The organism is Micromonospora sp. CNZ280, assembly GCF_011759515.1.
Genome location: NZ_JAAOYP010000005.1, coordinates 296,441 through 318,765, shown reverse-complemented (window position 1 = coordinate 318,765; position 22,325 = coordinate 296,441). Strand labels below are relative to the sequence as shown.

Annotated in this window: 21 protein-coding genes and 1 riboswitch; of the genes, 3 read left to right on the top strand and 18 right to left on the bottom strand. The window is 75.6% G+C overall.

Annotated elements, in window-relative coordinates; all coding sequences use genetic code 11:
• Nucleotides 1-34: 34 nt before the first annotated feature.
• The 8 genes from FHX32_RS32150 to rpe form a co-directional block, all read right to left on the bottom strand.
• Nucleotides 35-298 (bottom strand): phosphoribosyl-ATP diphosphatase, encoded by a 264-nt coding sequence (locus FHX32_RS32150; protein WP_088994776.1) that lies wholly within the window; start codon nucleotides 296-298, stop codon nucleotides 35-37.
• An 88-nt stretch (nucleotides 299-386) separates the two neighbouring features.
• The gene (gene ribH, locus FHX32_RS32145) at nucleotides 387-887 is read right to left on the bottom strand and encodes a 6,7-dimethyl-8-ribityllumazine synthase (RefSeq protein ID WP_167191617.1); all 501 of its coding nucleotides are present in this window, start codon (nucleotides 885-887) and stop codon (nucleotides 387-389) included.
• A 2-nt stretch (nucleotides 888-889) separates the two neighbouring features.
• Nucleotides 890-2,158 (bottom strand): bifunctional 3,4-dihydroxy-2-butanone-4-phosphate synthase/GTP cyclohydrolase II, encoded by a 1,269-nt coding sequence (locus FHX32_RS32140; protein WP_167191615.1) that lies wholly within the window; start codon nucleotides 2,156-2,158, stop codon nucleotides 890-892.
• Nucleotides 2,155-2,853 (bottom strand): nicotinamide riboside transporter PnuC, encoded by a 699-nt coding sequence (gene pnuC / locus FHX32_RS32135; protein ID WP_167191613.1) that lies wholly within the window; start codon nucleotides 2,851-2,853, stop codon nucleotides 2,155-2,157. Before pnuC ends, FHX32_RS32140 begins: the two co-directional genes overlap by 4 nt.
• Nucleotides 2,853-3,530 carry a riboflavin synthase gene (locus tag FHX32_RS32130; RefSeq protein ID WP_167191611.1) on the bottom strand — a complete coding sequence of 226 codons (678 nt, stop codon included), beginning with the start codon at nucleotides 3,528-3,530 and terminating at the stop codon, nucleotides 2,853-2,855. Before FHX32_RS32130 ends, pnuC begins: the two co-directional genes overlap by 1 nt.
• 1 nt (nucleotide 3,531) lies before the next feature.
• A complete protein-coding gene (gene ribD / locus FHX32_RS32125; protein WP_167191609.1) occupies nucleotides 3,532-4,593 on the bottom strand; it encodes a bifunctional diaminohydroxyphosphoribosylaminopyrimidine deaminase/5-amino-6-(5-phosphoribosylamino)uracil reductase RibD in 1,062 nt (353 codons plus the stop codon).
• A gap of 166 nt (nucleotides 4,594-4,759) precedes the next feature.
• Nucleotides 4,760-4,930: riboswitch (FMN riboswitch) on the bottom strand.
• Between the two features lie 56 nt (nucleotides 4,931-4,986).
• On the bottom strand, nucleotides 4,987-5,964 hold the full coding sequence (locus tag FHX32_RS32120; protein ID WP_167191607.1) for a response regulator: 978 nt from the start codon (nucleotides 5,962-5,964) through the stop codon (nucleotides 4,987-4,989).
• Between the two features lies 1 nt (nucleotide 5,965).
• Nucleotides 5,966-6,646 (bottom strand): ribulose-phosphate 3-epimerase, encoded by a 681-nt coding sequence (gene rpe, locus FHX32_RS32115; protein WP_167191605.1) that lies wholly within the window; start codon nucleotides 6,644-6,646, stop codon nucleotides 5,966-5,968.
• A 248-nt stretch (nucleotides 6,647-6,894) separates the two neighbouring features.
• Between rpe and FHX32_RS32110 the strand changes: the two genes are divergently transcribed.
• Both FHX32_RS32110 and FHX32_RS32105 read left to right on the top strand, forming a co-directional pair.
• A complete protein-coding gene (locus tag FHX32_RS32110; protein ID WP_167191603.1) occupies nucleotides 6,895-7,782 on the top strand; it encodes a septum formation family protein in 888 nt (295 codons plus the stop codon).
• 211 nt (nucleotides 7,783-7,993) lie between these two features.
• Complete coding sequence (locus tag FHX32_RS32105) at nucleotides 7,994-8,884, top strand: septum formation family protein (RefSeq protein WP_167191601.1); 891 nt, start codon at nucleotides 7,994-7,996, stop codon at nucleotides 8,882-8,884.
• 95 nt (nucleotides 8,885-8,979) lie between these two features.
• On the opposite strand, the gene FHX32_RS32100 is transcribed toward FHX32_RS32105, so the two are convergent.
• From FHX32_RS32100 to FHX32_RS32075, 6 genes are all read right to left on the bottom strand, one after another.
• A complete protein-coding gene (locus FHX32_RS32100; RefSeq protein ID WP_167191599.1) occupies nucleotides 8,980-10,368 on the bottom strand; it encodes a helix-turn-helix domain-containing protein in 1,389 nt (462 codons plus the stop codon).
• Nucleotides 10,369-10,493: 125 nt separating this feature from the next.
• Nucleotides 10,494-12,011 carry a transcription antitermination factor NusB gene (locus FHX32_RS32095; RefSeq protein WP_167191596.1) on the bottom strand — a complete coding sequence of 506 codons (1,518 nt, stop codon included), beginning with the start codon at nucleotides 12,009-12,011 and terminating at the stop codon, nucleotides 10,494-10,496.
• Nucleotides 12,008-12,934 (bottom strand): methionyl-tRNA formyltransferase, encoded by a 927-nt coding sequence (gene fmt, locus FHX32_RS32090; protein ID WP_167191594.1) that lies wholly within the window; start codon nucleotides 12,932-12,934, stop codon nucleotides 12,008-12,010. Before fmt ends, FHX32_RS32095 begins: the two co-directional genes overlap by 4 nt.
• A 7-nt stretch (nucleotides 12,935-12,941) precedes the next feature.
• Entirely contained in the window at nucleotides 12,942-13,505 is a 564-nt protein-coding gene (gene def, locus FHX32_RS32085) for a peptide deformylase (protein WP_109900787.1), read from the bottom strand.
• 45 nt (nucleotides 13,506-13,550) lie between these two features.
• Nucleotides 13,551-14,822, bottom strand: a complete 1,272-nt coding sequence (locus FHX32_RS32080; RefSeq protein ID WP_167191592.1) for a cytochrome P450 — start codon at nucleotides 14,820-14,822, stop codon at nucleotides 13,551-13,553.
• A gap of 28 nt (nucleotides 14,823-14,850) precedes the next feature.
• On the bottom strand, nucleotides 14,851-15,705 hold the full coding sequence (locus FHX32_RS32075; protein ID WP_167191590.1) for a LysR family transcriptional regulator: 855 nt from the start codon (nucleotides 15,703-15,705) through the stop codon (nucleotides 14,851-14,853).
• A 77-nt stretch (nucleotides 15,706-15,782) separates the two neighbouring features.
• Between FHX32_RS32075 and FHX32_RS32070 the strand changes: the two genes are divergently transcribed.
• Nucleotides 15,783-16,505 (top strand): CTP synthase C-terminal region-related (seleno)protein, encoded by a 723-nt coding sequence (locus FHX32_RS32070; protein WP_167191588.1) that lies wholly within the window; start codon nucleotides 15,783-15,785, stop codon nucleotides 16,503-16,505.
• Between the two features lie 82 nt (nucleotides 16,506-16,587).
• Here the strand turns inward: FHX32_RS32070 and FHX32_RS32065 are convergent, their stop codons facing one another.
• From FHX32_RS32065 to coaBC, 4 genes are all read right to left on the bottom strand, one after another.
• Nucleotides 16,588-17,571: an AAA family ATPase gene (locus tag FHX32_RS32065; RefSeq protein ID WP_167191586.1), complete on the bottom strand. Its 984-nt coding sequence runs from the start codon at nucleotides 17,569-17,571 to the stop codon at nucleotides 16,588-16,590.
• A 267-nt stretch (nucleotides 17,572-17,838) separates the two neighbouring features.
• Nucleotides 17,839-19,773, bottom strand: a complete 1,935-nt coding sequence (locus FHX32_RS32060; RefSeq protein WP_486481442.1) for a primosomal protein N' — start codon at nucleotides 19,771-19,773, stop codon at nucleotides 17,839-17,841.
• Nucleotides 19,774-19,832: 59 nt separating this feature from the next.
• Entirely contained in the window at nucleotides 19,833-21,026 is a 1,194-nt protein-coding gene (metK, locus tag FHX32_RS32055; protein WP_088994794.1) for a methionine adenosyltransferase, read from the bottom strand.
• A 90-nt stretch (nucleotides 21,027-21,116) separates the two neighbouring features.
• Nucleotides 21,117-22,325 (bottom strand): bifunctional phosphopantothenoylcysteine decarboxylase/phosphopantothenate--cysteine ligase CoaBC, encoded by a 1,209-nt coding sequence (gene coaBC, locus FHX32_RS32050; RefSeq protein WP_167191584.1) that lies wholly within the window; start codon nucleotides 22,323-22,325, stop codon nucleotides 21,117-21,119.

Genomic DNA, 22,325 nt, shown 5'->3' with positions numbered 1-22,325 from the left:
CCTAGCAGTCGATTCTGATCAACGACGGGCGCACTCAGAGATGTCGGTAGACGTCCTTGAGGTCGAGACCGGTGGCGAGCATCAGCACCTGGGTCTGGTAGAGCAGCTGGGAGATCTCCTCGGCGGCCCGCTCCCGGCCCTCGTGCTCGGCGGCCATCCACGACTCGGCCGCCTCCTCGACGACCTTCTTGCCGATGAAGTGCACCCCCCGCTCGAGCGCGGCGACCGTGCCCGAGCCCGGGGTGCCGGCGGCGGCCTTGGCCTGCAGCTCGGCGAACAACTCCTCGAACGTCTTCACGCCGCGATTCTTCCAGCCGCCCCACCAGGGCACGTGCGCCGGGTCAGCCTCCGCTCACCGAACGGGACCGGGCGGAACCGCGGCCCGGTCAGCCGCCGAAGCCGACCCGGTGCCCGTTGCCGGCGTTCAGGCCGCGGATGGCCAGCGCCGCGTCGAGCGCGGCGACGGTCGCCGCCCAGCCCTTGTCCTCGGCCGAGCCGGGCAGCCCGGCCCGGTCCCGGGCCTGCTCGATGGTGTCCACGGTGAGCACGCCGTGCGCGACCGGCTTCCCCTCGTCCAGCGCCACCCGGGTCAGCCCGTCGGTGACCGAGCGGCAGACGTAGTCGAAGTGCGCGGTGGCGCCGCGCACCACCACGCCGAGCGCGACCACCACGTCGCACCGGCGGGCGAGGGCCTGGGCCACCACCGGCAGCTCCACCGAGCCGGCCACCCGGGCCACCACGGCCCGCGCCCCGCACGCCTCGGCGGCGGCCACCGCGCGGTCGAGCATGTGGTCGGTCAGCTCGCCGTGCCAGCGCGCGGCGACCACGCCCACGGTCATCCCGGTCGCGTCCACCACGCCCACCCCGGGCTCGCCAAATCCCGCCATCGCTACGCTCCGATCTCGTCGCCCGAGGCCAGCCGGCTCGCCGGCGCCTCGGTCACCTCGTCCAACTCGTCGAGCAGGTGCCCCATCCGGTCCCGCTTGGTCCGCAGGTAGCGCACGTTCTCCGGGTGCGGCCGGATGGGCAGCCCCTCGCGACCGGTGATGGTCAGCCCGTAGCCCTCCAGCCCGGCGCGCTTGGCCGGGTTGTTGGTGAGCAGCCGCATCGACCGCACGCCCAGGTCGTAGAGAATCTGCGCGCCGGTGCCGTAGTCCCGGGCGTCGGCGGGCAGGCCGAGGTCGAGGTTGGCGTCGACGGTGTCCCGCCCCAGGTCCTGCAGCTGGTACGCCTGCAGCTTGTGCAGCAGGCCGATGCCCCGCCCCTCGTGCCCGCGCACGTAGAGCACCACCCCCCGGCCCTCCGCCGCCACCCGGGCCAGCGCGGCGTTCAACTGCGGGCCGCAGTCGCAGCGCAGCGAGCCGAACACGTCCCCGGTGAGGCACTCGGAGTGCACCCGCACCAGCACGTCCTGGCCGTCGCCGAGGTCGCCGTAGACCATCGCGATGTGCTCGGCCGGGTCGTGCTCGCTGCGGTAGCCGAGCGCCCGGAACACCCCGTGCTGAGTGGGCATCCGGGCCTCGGCGACCAGCTCCACCTGCTTCTCGGTCCGCCGCCGGTAGGCGATCAGGTCGGCGATGGTGATCAGGGTCAGCGAGTGCTCGGCGCAGAACTTCTCCAGGTCCGGCACCCGCATCATGGTGCCGTCGTCGTTGACCAGCTCGCAGAGCACGCCGGCCGGGCGCAGGCCGGCCAGCCGGGTCAGGTCGACCGCGGCCTCGGTGTGCCCGGGCCGGCGCAGCACGCCGCCCTCGCGGGCGCGCAGCGGCACCACGTGCCCGGGGCGGGCCAGGTCGGTGGGGCCGGTGCCGGGGTCGGCGAGCAGCCGGATGGTGTGCGCCCGGTCGGCCGCCGAGATGCCGGTGCTCACCCCCTCCCGGGCGTCCACGGTCACGGTGTACGCGGTGCCGCGCCGGTCCTGGTTGGTGTGGTGCATCGGCGGCAGGTCCAGCCGGTCGCACTCGCTCTCGGTCATCGGCACGCAGATGTAGCCGGAGGTGTACCGGACCATGAACGCGACGAGTTCGGTGGTGGCCAGTTCAGCGGCGAAGATCAGGTCGCCTTCGTTCTCCCGGTCGGCGTCGTCGACCACGACGACGGGCCGCCCGGCGGCGATCTCCGCCACCGCCTGCTCGATGCTGGCGAAGGTGGTGGTCATGCGACGGCCTCCGAGTAGGTCGACGGGATCGGGGCGGCGGCCGGCCGGAGCGCCCGCGCGGCACGCCACCAGCTGACCAGGCCCCAGGCGCAGAACGCGCCGTAGACGAGGTACATGGCCGCCGAGGGGTAGAAGCCGCCGCGCAGCAGCAGCGGCACGCCGACCGCGTCGACGGCGATCCAGATCAGCCAGAAGTCCACCCAGCCGCGGGCCATGCCGTAGGTGGCGAGCAGGCTGCCGGTGAGGATCCAGGCGTCCGGCAGCGGCCCCCAGGAGCCGAGCGCGGCGAGCACCGGGTAGGCGGCGGCGGTGCCGAGCACGGCGGCGGCCAGCAGGCCGGCCCGTTCCCGGGCGGTGGCCCAGCGGGGGGCGACCGCTGTCCGGTCCGGCGCGGCGCCCAGCCGGCGGGTCCGCGACCAGCGCCACCAGCCGTACAGGCTGACCGCGAAGAAGAACACCTGCCGGCCGGCCTGCCCGTACAGGTCGTGTGCCTGCGGGGTGGCGAACGCCCCGCCGAGGAAGACGGTGAACAGCAGCGCGTTGCCGATCATGCCGACCGGCCAGGCCCAGACCAGCCGGCGCAGCCCGAACAGCGCCGAGGCGAGCCCGAAGCCGTTGCCGACGATCTCCCGGACCAGCACCGGCGATCCGGCGATGCTCACCTGGGCGTCCAGCAGCCAGTGCAGCGCGTCCATCAGGCCACCCCGCCCGCCGCGCCGGCGCCGTCCGCCGGGAAGGTCCCGGCGCCTGCGGACCCGGCCGGCAGGCCGGCGCCCGGCAGCCGGTCGCCGAGCAGCCGCTCGACGTACTTGGCCAGCACGTCCACCTCGAGGTTGACCGGTTCGCCGACGCCCCGGGCGCCTAGCGTGGTCAGCTTCAGCGTGGTCGGGATGAGCCCGACGGCGAACCAGTCGGGGCCGGCGTCGGCGACGGTCAGCGAGACCCCGTCGACGGTGATCGAGCCCTTCTCCACCACGTACCGGGCGAGCGCGGGCGGCAGCGCGAAGCGGACGGTCTCCCACCGCGGCGCCGGTTCCCGGGAGAGCACCTCGCCGACCCCGTCGACGTGGCCCTGCACCAGGTGCCCGCCGAGCCGGCTGCCGAGCGCGGCGGCCCGCTCCAGGTTGACCGGGTCGCCGGGGCGCAGCGCGCCGAGCGCGGAGCGGCGCAGCGTCTCCCCCATCACGTCGGCGGTGAAGATCCCGTCGGAGACGTCGACCACGGTCAGGCAGACGCCGTTGACCGCGATGGAGTCGCCGTGCCGGGCGTCGGAGGTGACCAGCGGGCCACGGACCGCGACCAGCGCGGAGTCGCCCGCCGTCTCGGTCACCCGGACGACCTCACCCAACTCCTCGACGATGCCGGTGAACATGTCAGCCCTCCCTCTTCCGGGGCAGCGCGGTGATCCGCAGATCGGGACCGATCTGCGTAACGTCGGTGAGTTCCAGGTCGATGGCCTCGGCGATGGTCGTCACACCGGCGTCGACCAGCGCGGCCGGGCCGGCGCCGAGCAGCCGGGGCGCGACGTAGCCGACGATCTTGTCAACCAGGCCGGCGGCGAGAAACGCGCCGGCCAGCTGGGGGCCGCCCTCCAGCAGCACCGCGCGCACCCCGCGACCGTGCAGGGCGGCGAGCAGCGCGGGCAGGTCGACCCGGCCGTCCGGGCCGGCCCCGACTTCGTCGGCGGTGGCGATCCAGGTCCGGGCGGCGCCGTCGCGGACCCGGGCGTCAGCCGGCGTACGCCCGGCGCTGTCCACCACCACCCGCAGCGGCTGCCGGATGGCCAGCGTGCCGTCGCGCAGGTTGCGGGCGGTGAGCCGGGGGTCGTCGGCGAGCACGGTGCCCACCCCGACCAGCACCGCGTCCACGGTGCCGCGCAGCGCGTGCACGTCCATCCGGGCCGCTTCGGAGGTGATCCACATGCTGGTGCCGTCAGCCGCTGCGGAGCGGCCGTCCAGGGTCGCGGCGTACTTCCAGATCACGTACGGCCAGCCGCGGCGCATCGAGGTGAGCCAGGCGACGTTGCCGGCCTCCGCCTCGGCGGCCCGTACGCCCAGGTCGACCTGGACGCCGGCGGCGCGCAGCGTGGCGGCGCCGCCGGAGGCGACCGGGTTCGGGTCGGGCACCGCGATCACCACCCGGGCGACGCCGGCCTGGATCAGCGCGGTGCTGCAGGGGCCGGTGCGACCGGTGTGGTCGCAGGGTTCCAGAGTGACCACCGCGGTGCCGCCACGGGCCCGCTCCCCCGCCTGGGCGAGCGCGACGATCTCGGCGTGCGGCCCGCCGGCGTACGCGTGGAAGCCCTCCCCGACGACCGCGCCGGCGGCGTCGAGCAGCACGCAGCCCACCACCGGGTTGGGACTGGTCGTGCCGAGCCCGCGCGCGGCGAGTTCGACCGCGCGACGCATCGCCTCGTCGACGGAGACGCCCGTCATCGCCCCTGCCCTGCCCTCTCACTCGCCGGTCCGCGCGCGGGCGGTTCGGGAGGCAGCGGCCGGGTGGCCGCAGGCAGGCGGCGGCGGAGATCCGGGTACGGCACAGCCGACCCGGGGGGCAGGCACGGCACGCCGAAGTCGGCGGCCGGGCAGGCCCGTCCGTCCCGCGCGCTGTCTCCCATCCGGACTGTCTGGGAGCGGGCGTGCCCGCACCCAACCGTCGGCCCCGGATTCTCACCAGGTCCACCGGGCGGCAGAGCCGTCCGGGTCGCGGGCTTACCACGGAAGGCCGTGGATCACCGCCGGTTCGGAATTACACCGAGTCCCGCCAGCGCGTGGTGGGTACTCCCGCAGTCTTACACGCCGAGCGGGGCGTGTCGCCACCCAGGCGAGCTACTTCACATGACGGTGGGGGTCGCTGACCCCGCGACGCCGGTCGACCGCCACGTACGACCCCGGCTGGCTCTTCGCCACCGACTTCATCTCCGAGGCGACCGCGATCGCCTCCAGCGGGTCGGTGAAGCGCTTGCCGGCGTCCGAGACGCAGACGCCGATGGAGAGGGTGACCAGGGCGGCCCGCCGGATGTTGCCCCGGCGGTCCTTCAGCTCGACGTAGCCGCGGGCGGCGTCGTCCGGGTCGTAGAGCGCGTCGGCGGCCCGCTCGAAGTCGGTGGAGACCTTCGAGGTCAGCGGCAGGACCTGCTCGGGGGTGCAGACGATGACGAAGTCGTCGCCACCGACGTGACCGAGGAAGGCCGGCGGCAGGCCGACCGAGACCACCGCCCGGTGCAGGCAGCGGGCGAGCGTCGAGATGAAGTCGTCGCCGCGGACGAAGCCGTACCGGTCGTTGACGCTCTTGAACCGGTCGATGTCGATGTAGCCGACGGCGTAGTCGGCCCCGCTGCGGACCCGGTCGGCGATCTCCCGGCGGATCCGGCTGTTGCCGGGCAGCCCGGTCAGCGGCGAGACCTCGCGGAACTCCTTGTTGCGCCGCAGCGTGGAGCTGACCCGGGCGACCAGCTCGGCGGTGTCGAACGGTTTGACCAGGTAGTCGTCGGCGCCGGCGCTGAGGCCGTTGACCTTGTCCGAGGTCATCCCCTTGGCGGTCAGCATGATCACCGGCAGGGCCGAGGTCATCGGGTCGGCGCGCAGCCGGCGGGTCAGCTCCAGGCCGTCGACGCGGGGCATCATCAGGTCCACCACCGCCAGGTCGGGCCGCTGCCGCTCGATCACCTCGAGCGCCTCCTGGCCGTCGCCGGCGTGCAGCACCTCGAAGCCGTGCAGGCGGAGGTTGAACTCGACGAAGCGGGCGATGTCCTCGTCGTCGTCGACGACGAGGATGACGTCCGGTCGCTCCTCCGCCGGGTCCACGTCAGGCCTCGGGGGCGGCGCGTTCCGCGAGGGCCCGCAGCTGGCGTACCGCCTCGGCGGGGTCGGCCGCGCCGTAGACGGCGGTGCCGGCGACGAAGGCGTCGGCGCCGGCGGCGGCGGCCTGCTCGATGGTGTCGGCGGCGATCCCGCCGTCCACCTCGATCCGCAGCTCCAGGTGGCCGCCGGCGACGTGCCGGCGCGCGGTGCGGACCTTGTCCAGCAGCTGCGGGATGAACCGCTGGCCGCCGAAGCCGGCCTTGATCGTCATGATCAGCAGGGTGTCGAAGCTGGGCAGCAGCTCCAGGTACGGCTCGATCGGGGTGTCCCGGTCGATGGCCAGCCCGGCCTTGGCGCCGGCCGCGCGCAGGTCCTTGGCCAGCGCCACCGGGTCGTCGCACGCCTCGGCGTGGAAGGTGACGTTGTACGCCCCGGCGTCGGCGTAGCCCGGGGCCCACCGCCGCGGATCCTCGATCATCAGGTGCACGTCGAACGGCAGCTCGGTGGCGGCCCGCAGGCTCTGCACCACGGGCAGGCCGATGGTCAGGTTCGGCACGAAGTGGTTGTCCATCACGTCGACGTGCAACCAGTCCGCGGCGTTCTCCACGGCGCGGACCTCTTCGGCGAGGCGGGCGAAATCGGCGGCCAGGATGCTCGGCGCGACGATCGGCGGCGGTACGGTCACGGGGCCAGTGTACGAACGCGGCCATCAGCCGCCCGCAGCGCGGCACCATGCGGGACACCCCGTGACCCGGCGGTGACCAATGGTGCAGAATTGGCCGCCTCGGTCCGGGAAACCGGACGAAGAGCCATTCGCGACTGGCCGAACGACGGAAACGCGGCAAGACTCCATCAGGGACGGTGACGCGAGCCGCCCGTCCCCCGGCACGGCGCCGGCGCACGGGCGGCCGTCAGCTCCCGGAAAGGGCGACGATGCGACGGTGGCTGCTGGCACTGACGCTGGCCGGCACGGCGGTGGCGCTGCTGGCCGGTTGCGTCCGGCCGGGCGGGTCGGACGGCGACCTCACCGACGACTGGCCGGCGCTGCGGGCGCCCCGGCTCTTCGTCCCGGCCAGCGGCGCGTGCCTGCCCCGGATCACCGCGATCGTGCAGGCGAGCACCTACGAGACGGTGGACTGCTCGCGCAACCACCTGGCCGAGGCGATCCACGTCGGCACCTTCACCGGATCGGCCGCCGAGGGTGACCGGCCGGAGCCGGGCTCGCCGGCGCTGGGCACCGCCCGCCGGGAGTGCGACGAGCGGGTTCGCGAGGTGCTCGGCGGCGACTGGCACGCCGCCCGGCTGACACTGAACATCGCACTGCCCTCCGCCCCCGCCTGGCGCGGCGGCGCCCGGTGGTTCCGCTGCGACCTCAGCGAGACCGACAGCATCGACAACACCCGGCCGGTCAACCGCACCGGAAGCCTGCGCGGCGCGATGATCGGCGACTCCCCGCTGCTGCACCGCTGCTTCGACCCGAAGCTGATCGGCGAGAACCTCAACTACATGGCGCCGGTGCTGTGCACCGAGCCGCACCGGGCCGAGTTCGTCGGGGTCTACCTGGAGCGGGACATGTCCTGGGCGGCGTTCACCCGGGCCGCCCCGCAGGCGCACCGGCGCTGCATGGCGCTGATCGCCGCCTTCGCCGACGTGCCCAACAACAGCGACCTGCCGTACCGCGCGGGTTCGATCTTCTACCCGCCGTCGCAGCGCGAGTGGGAGGAGGGCGACCGGGGCGTGCGCTGCTTCCTGTGGAGCGACGACCGGAAGCTGACCCGGTCCATGCGGGGCGTCGGCCCGAAGGGCCTGCCGGCGATCTGAGCGGCTCGGCGCCGGTCCGCGCCGGTCGGGCCGCCGGTTGGCCCCGCGCCCGTCGGCTCGCCGTCGGTTCGCGCCCGCCGGGCCGCCGGTTGGTCCGCGCCGCCGGCCGAAGCGAGCGCCCGTGACCCGGGCGCGTGCCGTATGCTGCCGCACCGTGGCGCACCGGCCGGTCGGCGAGCCGGTGGCGGACCACGATCGGGGGAGGTCGGCGATGCGACGGTGGTGGACGGCGCTCGCGCTGGGCGCGGTGACGGCGCTGGCGCTGACCGGGTGCGGCGCACCGGCCGGAGTGGACGGGAACCTCACCGACGACTGGCCCGCCCCGGTCGCGCCGCAGGCCTTCGTCCCGGCCGCCGACGTCTGCCACGCCGCCTTCCAGGAGGTCGGCTACCTCAGCGGCTACAACCCGGTCGACTGCGGCGCGTCGCACCGGGTGGAGACGCTGCACGTGGGCACGCTGTCCGGCCCGGACGCCGAGCGCGGCACGCCGCCGAAGGCCGGCTCGGCGGGCATGCGGACGGCCCACGCCGAGTGCGGCAAGGCGATCAACGAGGCGGTCGGCGGCGACTGGCGCTCCGGCCGGCTCGGCCTGACCGTGGTCTTCCCTTCGCCACCCGCCTGGACCGGCGGGGCGCGCTGGTTCCGCTGCGACGTCAGTGAGATCCGGAGCCTCGACGACGCCTCCGTCGACCTGCGCGCGGGCAGCCTGCGCGGCGCGCTGAACGCCGACTCCCCGCTGGCCCACCGCTGCTTCTCGCCCAAACTGGTCAAGGACGACATCACCGAGATGCGGCCGACGTCCTGCACCGCCAAGCACCGCGCCGAGTTCGTCGGCGTCTGGCACGCCCCCGACATCAGCTACGCCGAGTTCCGGCGCACCAGCAAGCGGGTGCACCGGGCCTGCCGCACCCTGATCGCGAAGTACGCCAAGGTGCCGGACGACGGCAACCTGCAGTACCGGGCCGGGACGATCTTCTACCACCCGTTCGAGCGGGACTGGCAGAACGGCAACCGCGGCGTGCAGTGCTTCCTCTGGGTCAGCGACCGCACCCTCACCCGGTCGGTGAAGGGCGCCGGCAACAAGGGCCTGCCGATCACCTGACCGGGTGGGCCGGCACAAACTGGCACAACCGCGGGCCGGCGCGGCCGGGCGGACCGGGCGCGGCGGCTCCGGCCGCGCGTCGCCGCCCCCGGTCGTCAGGCGGTCAGCGCGCGCAGCCGGTCCGAGAATTCGCGCACCTCGGGCAGGTCGCCCCAGCCCCGGCCCAGCCGGGTGTGCAGGCCGCGCAGCTCACCCACGATGGTCGCCCGGCGGGTCGCCAGCGCCTCCCGGGCGACCGGCGCGGCGAGCGCGACCGCGGCGCCCGGATCACCGGCGCAGGCCCAGCAGTCGGCCAGCCGGATGGTGAGCAGCAGGTAGGTGGGGCGCATCCGCGCCGGCAGGTGGGTCAGCGCCCGCTGGGTGGCGTGCGCTCCCCGGCGCGCGGCGTCCCGGTCGCCGGTGGTGGCGGCCAGGTCGCGCAACGCGCCGCCGATCGACGACTCGGCGCGCACCTGGCCGGCGTGCTCGACCAGCCAGGGGGCCTCGGCCCGGTCCCGCTCGTCCAGCCGGGACAGCCCCCGACGGCCCAGGACGATCTGCCGCTCGCACTGCGCGGCGTCGCCCATCAGGCCGTACGCCCGAGCCTGGTACAGGTGCGAGACGGTGGCCACCCAGCCGCGGTGGGCGTCGACCGCGCCGAGCGCCCGGGCGTACCGCAGCGACGAGGCGCCGTCGTGGTCGAGGCGGGTCAGGGTGCAGAAGTCGCTGTAGAGGGTGGCCTGGGCGACCAGGTCGGCGGAGACACCGGCCCAGCGCAGGCCGTGGCCGAACCACGCCATGCCCACCGCGCTCTGCCCCCGCTGCATCCGCAGCCGCCCGGCGAGCTGCGCGTACCCGGCGGCGAGCCGGAGCAGGCTCTGCGGCGGCCGGCCCGCCGCGTGCACCGCCTCCGCCCAACTCGTGACCAGGTGCAGGATGCGTTCGATGGATCCCACGATGTCGGTCGAGACCTGCTCCATGGTGGCCTGCGTGTAGCCCGGCAGCAGCGCGGCCAACCCGTGCACGAGGTCGGTGACCGGTTCGGTGGGCAACTCCGCCGGGCCGCGCCGGACCAGCCGCGCGATGGTGCTCAGCACGTCGCCGGGGGCGGGGACCGCGCAACCGGCGTCACCGTGCAGCGGGCAGGCGATGCCGGCGTACGGCAGCCGGGTGGGCCAGACCGGGACGCCCGGTGGGGTCACGCCGTCCGCGGTGAGGACACCGGGGGCGGCGAACAACGTCGGGTCGCCGGCGGCGCCACGCGGCCGCCGGTCGACCCCGAGGGAGGCGAGCGCGCCGTTGGTGGCCAGCACCTCGTCGAGCCGGCGGGCCAGCCCGGCCGGCGCCTCGCGCAGCCCGCTCTCCACCCGGCTGATCACGCTGTGGTGGTAGCCCACCCGCTGGCCGAGCTGCGACTGGGTGAGGCCGGCGGCCCGCCGCCACCAGCGCAGCTCCCGACCGAACTCCGCCCACGACCGCGCCGCACCGGCCTCCTCGGCGTCCATCGGCCCCTCCCGTGCCCGTCCCCCCGACCGCCCCCCGGTTCTGGGTGGTGCAGCACTATAGGAGCGGGAACGGACCTGGTCAACGCGATCCGGTGCGGTCGGCACAGGACGTCGACCCGGGACGGTCAGCCCCGGCGGAGCACCGCGAGGAACATCGCGTCGGTGCCGTGGCGGTGCGGCCAGAGCTGCACCGTCGGCCCGTCGCCGAGCCCGGGCATCCCCGCCGGCAGCAGTGGGCGGGCGTCGACGAAGTCGACCGGCACCCCGGCGCGCCGCGCCGACTCGGTGACCGTCACGTGCGTCTCGACGGTGTGCGGCGAGCAGGTCACGTACGCGACCAGGCCGCCGGGGCGGACCGCGCGCAGCGCCGCGGCGAGCAGCTCACGCTGCAACCGGGTCAGCGGCGGCAGGTCGGACGGCTGCCGCCGCCAGCGCGACTCCGGCCGGCGGCGCAGCGCTCCCAGCCCGGTGCACGGCGCGTCGACCAGCACCCGGTCGAAGTGGTCCGCCGGCAGCTTCGGGTGGTCGCCGACCGCGCGCCCGTCGGTGTTCAGCACGGTCACCGGCAGGTCGCGGGTGGCCTGGGCCACCAGCCGGGCGCGGTGCTCGGCCACCTCGACCGCGGTGAGCCGACCGCCGCGCTCCGCGGCCAGCGCGCCGAGCAGCCCGGACTTGCCGCCCGGCCCGGCACACAGGTCGAGCCAGCGCCCGTCCGGGCCGTCCAGCGGAGCCTCCGCCAGCGCGTTGGCCACCAGTTGGGAGCCCTCGTCCTGCACGTGCGCCCGCCCCTGCGCCAGCGCCGGCAGGTCGCCGGGCGCCCCGCCGGAGAGGTAGACGGCGTACGGCGAGAAGGCGCCCGGTGCGCCGCCGACCTCGTCGGCCAGCTCCACCGGGTCGGCCAGCCCCGGCCGCGCGCACAGGTGCACCGGCGGGCGTTCATTGTCCTCGATCAGCAGCCGGGTGGTTTCGCCCAGGTCGCCACCGAGCGCCTCGGCGAACGCCCGTACGATCCACTGCGGATGGCTGTACGCCAGCGCGAGGTGCCCGATCGGGTCGCTGTCCATCGGCGGGGCGAGCTGCCGCACCCAGGCGTCGGCGTCCTTGCCCGCCACCTCGCGCAGCACCGCGTTGGCGAACCCGGTGGCCCCCGGCCCGACCGCGCGGACCAGGTCGACCGTCGAGGAGACCGCCGCGTGCGCGGGCACCCGGGTGTGCAGCAGCTGGTACGCGCCGAGCCGCAGCGCGTCACGGACCGGCGGGTCGATCCGCTGCACGTCGCGCCCGGCGGCGGCGGTGAGGATCGCGTCCAGGGTGCCGAGGTGACGCAGCGTGCCGTAGGTCAGCTCGGTGGCGAAGGCGGCGTCCCGGCCGGTCAGCCCCGCCTCGCGCAGGATGGTCGGCAGCACCAGGTTGGCGTACGCGTCGTCGCGGTGCACCGCCGCAACCGTCTCGTACGCGGCGTGCCGCGGCAGGTCCACCGCGGGCCGCGGCGCCCGGCCGCCGTACCGGCCGCCCCGGGCCGGTCGCTCGGTACGCCGGCCGGCCGGGGGCCGCGCACCGCGCTCGCCGCCGCCCGCCCGACCCGCGCCGGGCCGCTCGTCGCGTCGACCGTCCGTCGCGGGTCGCTCGGCAGGCCCCGTCACGCGAGCACCTCGCCGGCCGCGACCCGGGCGCCACGGGCCCAGTCGCTCGCCGGCATGGCCCGCTTGCCCGCCGCGCGCACCTCGCCGAGCGCCACCGGCACGGTGGCGGTGCCGGCGAGCACCCGGGACTTCTCCACCAGCAGCTCGCCGGGCTTCAGCTCGGGCCCGTCGGCCACCGGGGTGACCGGGCCGAGCTTGACCCGCTCACCGCGGAAGGTGGTCCACGGGCCGGGCGCCGGGGTGCAGGCACGGACCCGGCGGTCCACCGCGAACGCCGGCTCCGACCAGCGCACCCGGGCGTCGTCCACGGTGAGCTTCGGGGCCAGCGACACCCCGTCGGCGGGCTGCGGCTCGGCCCGGGCGGTGCCGTCGGCGATCGCGTCGAGCACCGCCACCAGCAGGCCCGCCCCGGAGTGGGCGAGCCGCTCCAGCAGGTCGCCGGAGGTGTCGGTGGGGCGGATCTCGTCGGTCAGCGTGCCGTAGACCGGGCCGGTGTCCAGCCCTTCCTCCAGCTGGAAGACGCTGGCCCCGGTGATCTCGTCGCCGTGCAGCACGGCGTGCTGCACCGGCGCCGCGCCGCGCCAGGCGGGCAGCAACGAGAAGTGCAGGTTGACCCAGCCGTACCGGGGGATCTCCAGGGCGGCCGGCGGCACCAGCGCGCCGTAGGCGACCACGGGTACGCAGTCCGGAGCCAGCTCGCGCAGCCGGTCGAGGAACTCCGGCTCGCGCGGGCGGGCCGGGGTGAGCACCGGCACACCATGCTCGTCCGCCCACGCGCCGACCGGGGACCGGACCAGGCCACGGCCCCGGCCGGCGGGCGCGTCCGGCCGGGTGACCACGGCCACCAGCTCGTGGCGGGAGGTGGCCACCGCGGCCAGGGCCGGGACGGCGACGGCCGGCGTACCGGCGAAGATCACCCGCACCGGCCGCTCACCGACCCAGGCCGAAGGGGCTGCTGCCGGCGGCGTGCGGGCTGAGCTTGACCGTCGGCGGGGCGGCCGGGTCGTACCACTCGGCCTGGCGGATCGCCTTCATCGCCTCCTTGCGCCCGGCCGGGTCGAGCCGGTCGACGAAGAGCACCCCGTCGAGGTGGTCGGTCTCGTGCTGCACGCAGCGGGCCATCAGGCCGGTGCCGACGATCTGCAGCGGGTCTCCGTAGCCGTTGAAGCCCTTGGCGATCACGTTCTGCCGCCGCTTGGTGTCGAAATAGAGCCCGGGGATGGACAGGCAGCCCTCCGGGCCGTCCTGCTCCTCCTCGTCGGGGAACTCGAGCACCGGGTTGACCAGGTGGCCGAGCACGTCGTCCACGTCGAAGGTGAACACCCGCAGCCCCACGCCGAGCTGTGGCGCGGCGAGGCCGGCGCCGTTCTGCTCGCGCATGGTGTCGGTCAGGTCGGCGATGAGCTTGCGCAGCTCGGCGTCGAAGTCGACCACCGGATCGGCCGGCGTGCGCAGCACCGGGTCGCCGAACAGACGGATGGGCTGGACGGTCACGCGGGGTGGCTCCTTCACGGGTGGGACGAACTGTGCCGTACCAGTCTACGGAGTGCCGGGACGGCTCCCGGCCGGCGTACCGCGATCGGTGCCCGGCGCCACCGCACCGACCCGCACCGACAGCGTGTCGTAGCCGCGCAGGGTCAGCCGGGTGCGGTGCCGCGGCTCGCCGGCCAGGGCCAGGCCGGGCAGCCGACGCAGCAGCAGCGGGAAGGCGACCTGGGCCTCCAGCCGGGCCAGTCCGGCGCCGAGGCAGTAGTGCGGGCCGGCGCCGAACGACAGCGGCTGCTGCTGCGCCCGCCAGGGGTCGAAGCGGGCCGGCTCGGGGTACCGCCGGGGGTCCCGGTTGGCCGCGCCGAGCAGCAGCAGCGCCCAGCTGCCGGTCGGCAGCTCGACGCCGCCGACGGTCGCCGGTGCGGTGCCCAGCCGGCTGGTGAGCTGCACCGGCGAGTCGTAGCGCAGCATCTCCTCGACGTAGTCGGGGGCGAGGTCGGGCCGCGTGCGCAGCGCGTCGGCCTGGCGCGGGTGGCGCAGCAGCGCCACCAGGCCGTTGCCGAGCAGGTTGGTGGTGGTCTCGAAGCCGGCGACCAGCAGCACCACCAGGTTGGCCAGCAGCTCGTCGCCGGTGAGCCGGGCGCCGTCCGCGTCGTGGGCCTGCACCAGCGCGGAGGTCAGGTCGTCGGCCGGGGCGCGGCGGCGGGCCGCCACCAGCTCGGTGAAGTAGGCGCTGAGCTCGCGCGCGCCCCGGTCGGCGACGGCCAGCTCGGCCGGGGTGATCTCCGGCTCCAGCACCCCGGTCAGGTCCGCCGCCCAGCGCCGGAACAGCGGCCGGTCGGCGGCGGGCACGCCGAGCAGCGCGCAGATCACCCCGACCGGCAGCGGGTAGGCGAACTCGGTCATGAAGTCGACGGGCGCACCGTCGCGGCCACGCTCGCACATCGCGTCGACCAGCTCGCCGGCCTGCGCCGTGACCACCTCGCGCAGCGCGGCGACCCGGCGCGGGGTGAACGCGCCGGAGGCGAGCCGGCGCATCCGGCTGTGGTCCGGCGGGTTGGTCCGCAGCATCGACCGGGAGATCGAGGTCACCGCCGGGCTCTCCCGCCAGCCGGGCCAGAACTGGTCGCGCAGCTCGTCGTCGAGCACCCCGAACCGCGGGTCGCGGAGGATCTCGTCGGCCTCGGCATAGCCGGTCACCACGTAGTACGCCGGGGCCGCCTCGATGACCGGCCCGTGCTCGCGCAGCCGCTCGTAGGTCGGGTAGGGGTCGACCCGCCCCCGCGGTGACATCAGCAGCGTCAGCGCCTCGGCAGCGTCCATGGCCGGCCTCCCCGATCGACGAACCTCATCATCCACCCGATCCGCCCGGCTGGCCATCCACCGGCGCCGGCCGGAGCAGCTCCACCCGGTGCACCAGCCGCGGGTCGGTCAGCGCCACCCCGACCAGGTCGGCGCAGGTCCGCACCACCCCGGCCGGGAGCACGGCCAGCCCGTGCCCGGCCGCCACCACCGCCAGCAGCCCCGCGACGTCGGTGCCGAGGTAGCGCACGGCGGCGCGGAACCCGTCCGCGCCGGTGACCGCGCGCAGTTGGGTCAGCGGGGCCGCGACCTCCGGCGCGTCGACCCAGCGGGCGAGGGCCAGGTCGGCGAGCCCGAGGCCGCGGCGGGCGGTCAGCGGATGGGCTCGGGGCAGCGCCACCGCCACCGGCTCCACCCCGTGCACCTCGACCCGGATGGGCCCGAGGTCGGCGCCGGGCAGCGGATCGTTGGGGGCGGCGTACCCGTCGCGCAGCCCGAGGTCGAGCTGGTCCGTCGCGACCCGGCGCGGCAGGTCGGCGCGGGTGGTGACGTGCAGGGTCAGCGCGCCGCCCCGCTCGCCGGCGGCGAGCCGGGCAGCCGCGGGCACCACCAGCGGGGTGGCGCCGACGCGCAGCGGGCCCGGTCGCGGGGTGGCCAGCCGGGCCAGGTCGGCCCGCGCCGCGGCGAGCCGGAGCAGGATCGGCTCGGCGTACCCGAGCAGCCGGGTCCCGGCGGCGGTCGGCGCCACCGGCCGGCGGCCCAGCAGGCGTACGCCGAGATCGGCCTCCAGGGCGGCGATGTGCTGGCTCACCGCCGACTGGGTGTAGCCGAGTTCCGCGGCGGCCGCCGAGAAGGACCGGAGGCGGGCGACGACGGTGAAGGTGCGCAGCAGGTGCGGGTCCACGACCGATAAGTGTTCCTGATCCGGCCAGTACGGATCATCGTTGGACGTGATCGGCCGTGCGTGGCCACGATGGGCGCATGACCTCCGCCGTTGCCCGGCTCGCCCTCGTCGGCGACCGCTCCCCCGCCGTCCGCTCGCACGTCCGGGTGCCCGTCCTGCTGGCCGCGCTGCGGGACCGGCACGGAATCGACCTGGAGGCGTACTGGATCCCCACCGACGAGGCGGCGGCCAGCCGGCTCGCCGACTTCGACGGGATCTGGCTGCTGCCGGGCAGCCCCTACCGCAACGAGGCCGGCGCGCTGCACGCCGTACGCCGCGCCCGCACCGGGGCCATCCCGCTGCTGGCGACCTGCGGCGGGTTCCAGCACACCCTGCTGGAGTACGCCCGCGCGGTCTGCGGCCTGACCGACGTCGCCCACGGCGAGAACGCGCCGGACGCCGGGGATCTGCTGATCGAGCCGCTCGCCTGCGCGCTGCACGGCCACGAGGGGCCGGTGGTGTTCACCGCCGGTTCGCTGGCGCAGCGGAGCACGGGCGTCGACCGCAGCACCGAGCGCTACCAGTGCGGCTACGGGCTGAACCCGCGCTACCTGCCGACGCTGGTCGGGCACGGCCTCCGGTTCACCGGGCACGACCCGCAGGGGCAGGTACGGGTCGCCGAACTGCCCGGGCACCCGTTCTTCCTGGCCACCCTCTTCCAGCCGGAGCTGGCCGGCGACGGCGACGAGCCGCACCCGATGGTGCGGGCCTTCGCGGCCGCGGTGGCGGCCCGGCGGTCACCGCCGGTCGCCCCGGCCTGAGCCCGGGTCGCCGGTCGGCCCGGACGAGTCGAACTGCCAGGTCGCCGCCGGACCGGCCGTCGGCCGGGTCACGCCGGTCGGCTCAGGCGCCCGCGCCCGGCTCCCCGGCCAGCACCGCGTCGCCGGCGTGCCGGGCGTGCTCCGGCAGCGGCAGCTCGATCTTGTGGGCGGCCTCCCAGTCGTAGACCACGGAGGGCCGGACCTGGGCGGTGAAGTAGTCCACCGCGCTCATTCCGCCGACCACCGGCTCGTCCACCTCGGCGACCAGCTGCGCCGGCACCAGGTGGAAGCCGTTCTGCAGGGCGGCGCTGAGCCGGCGGTGCCCGTCGACGACGAAGAAGTACTCGCCGGTGTAGCCGATCTTCAGCGGCTCCAGCGCTTCGTCGCCGGCGGAGGCGACGTCGCCGACGAACTCGGAGTCCCAGAGCCCGCGCAGGGTGGCGATGTCCTCGGTCGGGTAGACCCGGGCCGGGTCGAGCAGCAGCAGCGGCGGCGCGTCGCGCAGCACGTCCGCGCCGAGCCGCCCCTCGTACGCGTCGATGATGTGCTCGACCACCTCGGCGGCGGACGCCCGGGTGGTGTCGCAGATCAGGTCGTAGTTGCGCAGCCGGGCCTTGTCCACCCCGTAGCGGACCAGGAACCGGCCCCGCTCGCTCTCGCTGCGCTCCTTCAGCTTGGCCCGGGCCTCCTCCAGGGAGGTGTAGCTCTCCGCCGGGCCGGACGGCCGGGCCAGCACCCGGCGGGCCGCCTCGGTCGGCTCGGTGATCATGTGCACCTTGAGCGCGTCGGTGAAGAAGTGCCAGGCCAGCCGGGAGTCCATGACCAGGCGCTCGCCCGAGGCCGCGATGTCGCGCTGGAGCTGGTCGACGTAGCCGTCGACCGCCTGGTCGAGCTCGGCGTGCAGGTTGAGCTGCAGCGCGGTCATCTGCCGCTGCTGCGCCATCTCGCGGTAGAGGTCGCCGACGCTGACCCGGCGCAGCCCCAACCGCTTGGCGATCTCCACCGACACCGTGCTCTTGCCGCTGCCGAGGTCACCGTTGAAGACGATCGACTGACGAACGGTCACGACTGGTCCACCCCTGATCACCGGCTGTTAGAGATCCCGACACCGCGCCGACCGACGCGTTCGGCGCCACCGTCGCGCCGTCCTGCGGCAGCTCCAGCTCGGCGCGCCTGACGCCGCGCCGCGACCTGGAGCCGTCGTACGCCCGGGCATGACGGGCGATGCTATCACCTCATGGCCAGCGGTTTCCCGGACACCGGGTGCGACGCGGGGCCGGTGGCGGCCCGGATCCGCGGCCCGGCCGCCGGCGGCAGGCCCGGGCCGGGGCGCTCAGAAGAGAGCCGACGGGTCGACCTGGAGGCGGACCGGATCGGCGGCCTTGCGGGCGGTGCGCACCCCGGCGGCGGAGTGCAGCGCCTCGGCCAGCGCGGCGGCCCGGGCCCGGGGCACCCGGACCAGCATCCGCTCCCGCTCCCCGTCCGCCGGCACCGGCCCGAGCAGCTCGGCCTCGGCGGGCAGCCGGGCCTCGGCCAGCAGGTCGGCCACCGCCCCCGGCTGGCCGGTGACGCTGGCCATCCGCACCGCCGGCGGGAAGCCCAGCTCGCGCCGCTCGGCCAGCTCCCGTTCGGCGAACCAGGCGGCGTCCCAGCGCAGCAGCGCCTGCACCGGGGCGAGCGCGCCGTCGGCGACCACCACCACCCGGCCGCCGGCCGGTCCCGGGCGGGCCAGCGCGGCGGCGGCCAGCCAGCGACGCAGCGCCTCCTCCCCGGCCCGCAGGTCCGCCCGGGTGAGCAGGGCCCAGGAGTCGAGCAGCAGCACGGCCCCGTAGCCGCCGTCGGCGACCGGCTCGGCGCCCGGGGTGGCGATCACCAGGCCGGCGCCGCCGGGCACCGCGGCGAGCACCTCCTCCCGCCCCGAGGTGCGCACCGGCACGCCGGGGAACGCTCGCCCCAGCTCCTCGGCGGTGCGCCGGGCGCCGGTGACCGAGGCGCGCAGCCGCCGGCCACCGCAGTGCGGGCAGGCGTACGCGGCGGCGACCCGGCCGCACCAGCGGCAGGCGGGGGTGCCGGCGGCCGACGGCAGCGCGAGCGGGCCGGCGCAGTGCGGGCAGCGCGCCGGGCTCCGGCAGTCGGCGCAGGCCACCGAGGGCAGGTAGCCACGCCGGGGCACCTGGACCAGCACCGGCCGGTCCGCCCGCAGCGCGTCCCGGGCGGTGGTCCAGGCGAGGCTGGGCAGCCGGGCGGTGGCGGCCTGCGGGTCCCGCGCCAACTGCGGATCGTCGCCGGTCGGCGCTATCGCCGGCATCCGCGCCCGCACGGTGGCCCGGTCGGCCACCACCTCCCGGGCCCAGCCCGTCTCCACCAGCAGCTGCGCCTCGGCGGTGCGGGCGTACCCGCCGACCAGGGCGGCCGCCGCACCGAGGTGGGCGCGGGTGAGCAGCACCTCCCGGGCGTGCGGGTAGGGCGCCCGGGGCTCGGCGTGCAGGTCGTCGCCGTCGTCCCAGATGGCGACCAGGCCGAGCCGGTCGACCGGGGCGAACATCGCCGCCCGGGTGCCGATCACCACCGGCACGTCGCCGCGCCGGGCGGCGAGGAACGCCCGGTAGCGGCGGGCCGGGCCGAGCGCGGCGGAGAGGCAGACGTGCCGGCCGGCGCCCAGGGTGGCGGTCAGCGCGGCGTCGAGGCGGTCCAGGTCGCGGTTGTCGGCGACCACCACCACCGCGCCCCGGCTGCCGGCCACCGTCGCAGCGACCGCCTCGGCGTAGCGGGCGGGCCAGTCCTCGCCGGGCAGCGCCGACCAGACCGCCCGCGGCGACCGGCCGTCGGCCAGCGCCCGGAGCAGGGCCGACCCGGCCGGGTAGTCCCGCCAGCCGTGCGGGTCGGGCGCGGTCACCGGGCCGGCGCCGTCCGCCCCGCTCTCAACTGCGGCGGCGGCGCGGGCGCGGACGTCCTTCTCCACCCTGGCGTGCCGGGGCGGCACGGCCAGCCGAAGCACGTCGGCAAGGCTGCCGGCGTACCGGTCGGCGACCGCGCGGGCCAGCCGGGCCACCTCGGGCGCCAGCACCGGCTCCGGCGAGACCACCTTCTCCAGGTACGCCAGCCGCCCGGTGTGCCCGGAGTCGTCGCCCCGGGACAGCAGCCAGCCGTCCACCAGCTGTCCGGCGAAGCGGACCTTCACCCGCACCCCGGGCGTCGCGTCCGCGTCCAGCTCGGCCGGCACCAGGTAGTCGAAGGGCCGGTCCAGGTGAGCCAGCGGCACGTCCACGCAGACGCGAGCGACCGGCGACCCGTCCGCGGGCCGCCGGTCGCTACGCCTGGTGCCGGTCAGGCTCCCGCGGCCGACTTGAGGTCGGCGGCCCGGTCGGTGCTCTCCCAGGTCAGGTCGGGCAGTTCCCGGCCGAAGTGGCCGTACGCCGCGGTCTGCCGGTAGATCGGGCGGAGCAGGTTGAGGTCCCGGATGATGGCGGCCGGGCGGAGGTCGAACACCTCGGTCACCGCCTTCTCGATCGAGGTGACCGGCACCGTCTCGGTGCCGAACGTCTCGATGAAGAGGCTGACCGGGTGGGCCTTGCCGATCGCGTACGCGACCTGCGCCTCACAGCGCTCGGCCAGGCCGGCGGCCACCACGTTCTTGGCCACCCAGCGCATCGCGTAGGCCGCCGAGCGGTCCACCTTCGACGGGTCCTTGCCGGAGAACGCGCCACCGCCGTGCCGGGCGTAGCCGCCGTAGGTGTCGACGATGATCTTGCGGCCGGTCAGGCCGGCGTCGCCCATCGGGCCGCCGATCTCGAACCGGCCGGTCGGGTTGACCAGCAGCCGGTAGCCCTCGGTGTCCAGCCCGAGGCTCTCCAGCTCCGGGGCGATGACGTGCTCGCGCACATCCGGGGTGAGCAGCGACTCCAGCGAGATGTCCGCGGCGTGCTGGCTGGACACGACCACCGTGTTGAGCCGCACCGGGCGCAGCCCGTCGTACTCGATGGTGACCTGGGTCTTGCCGTCCGGCCGCAGGTACGGGATGGTGCCGTCCTTGCGTACGGCGGCGAGGCGGCGGGCCAGCCGGTGCGCGAGCGCGATCGGCAGCGGCATCAGTTCCGGCGTCTCCGAGCAGGCGAAGCCGAACATCATGCCCTGGTCACCGGCGCCCTGCGCGTCCAGGGCGCTCTCCGAGGCGCCGGTGCGCAGCTCGAAGGCGTTGTCGACGCCCTGGGCGATGTCCGGGGACTGGTTGCCGATGGAGACGCTCACGCCGCACGAGGCACCGTCGAAGCCCTTCTTCGACGAGTCGTAGCCGATCCCGAGGATGGTCTCCCGGACGATGGTCGGGATGTCGGCGTACGCCTTGGTGGTGACCTCACCGGCCACGTGCACCTGGCCGGTGGTGATGAGGGTCTCCACCGCGACCCGGCTGTGCGGGTCCTGGCTGAGCAGCGCGTCCAGGATCCCGTCGCTGATCTGGTCGGCGATCTTGTCCGGGTGGCCTTCCGTGACCGATTCGGACGTGAAGAGGCGGCGTGTCACGGCACTCCTAAGTTATGGAAAAGTCGTTCCGCGGCAGTGTAGTCACCACGGCCCGCAGAGCGCGCGCTGGTCAGCGTTCGATACCAACCGTCAGGAAGGACCTGCCAGCCGGGTCGCGACGAGGTCCCAGACGCCGTCGGCGAGATCCTCCTTCGACTGCTCGGGCATCCGGCTGACCGAGCCGTCCACGCCGATGACGGTCGCCGCGTTCGTCTCGGCGCCGAAGACCTTGTCCGGCCCGACCTCGTTGATCACGATGAGGTCGGCTCGCTTGCGGGCGAGCTTGGCCCGGCCGTTGGCCTCGGCGTCGCCGGTCTCGGCGGCGAACACCACCAGCACCTGCTCCGGCCGACGGCGCTGGCCCAGCTCGGCGGCGATGTCCGGGTTGGTGACCAGCTCGATCGTGGGCGCGCTGCCGTCGTCCGACTTCTTGATTTTGCCAGTCGCGTAGGTCGCCGGCCGGAAATCGGCCGGAGCGGCCGCCATCACCACCACGTCGGCGGCCTCGGCCGCGGCGAGGGTGGCCTGGCGCAGCTCCTCGGTGGTGCCGACCCGGACCAGGTCCACGCCGGCCGGATCCGGCAGCGAGACGTTGGCCGAGATCAGGGTGACCCGGGCGCCCCGGGCGACGGCGGTGCGGGCGAACGCGTAGCCCTGCTTGCCGGAGGACCGGTTGCCCAGGAAGCGGACCGGGTCCAGCGGTTCCCGGGTGCCGCCGGCGGTGACCACCACCCGGCGGCCGGCCAGGTCGGCCGGGGCGGCGACGCCGCGGCTGAGGGCCCGGCGGGCGACCGCGAAGATCTCGGCCGGATCGGGCAGCCGGCCCTTGCCGGTGTCAGCGCCGGTGAGCCGGCCGACGGCGGGCTCGATCACCCGCACGCCGCGGTCGCGCAGCGTGGCCACGTTGGCGACGGTGGCCGGGTGCTCCCACATCTCGGTGTGCATGGCGGGCGCCAGCAGCACCGGGCAGCGGGCGGTGAGCAGGGTGTTGGTGAGCAGGTCGTCGGCGAGGCCGTGGGCGGCCTTGGCGAGCAGGTCGGCGGTGGCCGGGGCGACCACCACCAGGTCGGCCTGCTGGCCGAGGCGCACGTGCGGCACCTCGTGCACGTCCGACCAGACCTCGTCGGCGACCGGCTGACCGGAGAGCGCCGCCCAGGTCGGCGCCCCGACGAAGCGGAGCGCCGACGCGGTCGGCACGACCCGGACCCGGTGGCCGGACTCGGTGAACAGCCGCAACAGCTCGCACGCCTTGTAGGCGGCGATGCCGCCACCGACCCCGAGGACGATCCGGGCGGACAT